We start from the raw sequence: 1809 nt of genomic DNA, 5'->3' as shown, positions 1-1809 counted from the left end.
GCGCTGCATCGCTAAAAACCCAATCATCAACTAACAATTGGTGTGTGAACCCAGCCAGATCACAACTTGAGAGAAAAATGGTACGGCGGGGCACGCCGAAACCAAGTAAAACGGGAAAGTAACGGACTTTATAAGGCACTTTCCAATCTTGTTGCTAAACGCTATCGCGAGACTAGCCCGCTGGGTCTTTCGTGAACTGAACTAGATTCTTGGTCTTGACGGGATAATGGTTTAGATATTGCCATTTGGACACGGAGGTTTAAGGCCGGTCGTAGATCTAGGAATCCCCGTCTTTTTAAAGCGGGGAGTGTCAACTAATGATTATCCGATCTACCAGTCAGATTGTGAAGTTATTTCTCATACCTTACTTAGGGTTAATTGTCAACAAGACTTACGCATTTGCCCCCTAAATCCCCCGAGCGAGGGATTGCTCGCTCGGGGGACTTTGACATCATTCCCCGCAGCGAGGGATTGCTCGCTGGGGGGCTAGGGGGGCGAAATAAACTTAACCGCGTAAGTCCTGGTCAATATGTGTTCGTAAAAGATTAGCTCAATAGTCGGGAGCATCATCTATTATCTATGGAAAAGGAAAACCAAAAGAATCAAAAGAATCAAAAGACTAAAACTAGAGTCTCCAAAACCTTGAATCTTGTCAGGAACTTTGGCTTAAAGGCAATTCCAATTATGATGGTAAGGAATTCTTTGTTTGAAGAATCAGAACTTACCCTCAATTTCTTAGTCTTAATCATCAGCTCTTGTTTAATTGCCACCTTTGGACTAGTGCTCAATAGTGCTGCGGTGATTATTGGAGCGATGATTATTGCTCCTCTGATGTTGCCCTTAAGAGGATTGTCCTTTGCTACTTTGGAAGGAGATTGGGAACTATTACGGCGGAGTTTTGTTTCTATTGCTGTAGGCACCTTACTGGGTATAAGTTGTTCTTGGTTGGTTGGTACAGTTATCGGATTTCCTGAATTTGGAGCCCAAGTTTTAGCTAGAACTAAACCCAATCTCATTGATTTACTGGTTGCGATCGTGGCCGGGGGAATTAGTGGTTTCTCTAAAATTCGTCCCTCTTTAGAAGATGCGGTACCAGGGACAGCAATTGCAGTGGCCCTAATGCCTCCCCTTTGTGTGGTTGGGTTAACCCTATCCCAGGGAGAATGGACTTTGAGTCAGGGCGCATTTCTCCTCTATATTACTAACCTGATTGGGATTAACCTAGCTTGCATGATCGTCTATTTCTTTAGCGGGTATGCTCAAAGTACTGAACTGAGCCGGTCTTTAAACTGGGGATTCTCTTTAGTGCTGATTGCTGTGTTAGTGGTGCCCCTAGGACTTACCTTTTGGGACGTGCTTGAGCAAGGAAGAATTGAGGAGCCAGTTCAGGAATTGATTAACAGTTCATTGTTTAACAAAGAAGGTGTTAGAGAAGTTTCTGATTGGAATATCGATCGGACAAAGAATCCTCCTGAGATCACAATGGCTGTCCGTTCAACAGAACTGATTACACCAGAACAGGTGAAGGAGTTTGAAGATGCGGTTGAGATTAAGCTAGGTAAACCGTTTAAAGTGAAAGTTGACGTTACTCCATTTATACCAGTGGAATCCCCTAATCTTAAAGCTAATTAACTTGAATTTGACCTAAGCAACTATAGCAATTATCAATTCGGTAGGGAGATAGGGAGATAGGGAGATAGGGAGATGGGGAGATAGGGAGATAGTGCCCACCCCACCTCCCTTTCACGCCTATTAACTGGAGTTTAGACTAATTTTGGTCTCTCAAGACTGTGTAAGCTTTCCCCAGAA

General features: G+C 43.8%; 1 protein-coding gene. It reads left to right on the top strand.

What is annotated here, in order from left to right:
- Positions 1 to 579 precede the first annotated feature (579 nt).
- Positions 580 to 1632 carry a TIGR00341 family protein gene (locus tag AC4II3_RS32615; protein WP_488017386.1) on the top strand — a complete coding sequence of 351 codons (1053 nt, stop codon included), beginning with the start codon at positions 580 to 582 and terminating at the stop codon, positions 1630 to 1632.
- Positions 1633 to 1809: the final 177 nt, after the last annotated feature.

The organism is Moorena sp., assembly GCF_982860115.1.
The sequence above is the reverse complement of the archived record's forward strand: the minus strand, read 5'-3'. Positions and strand labels throughout refer to the sequence as shown.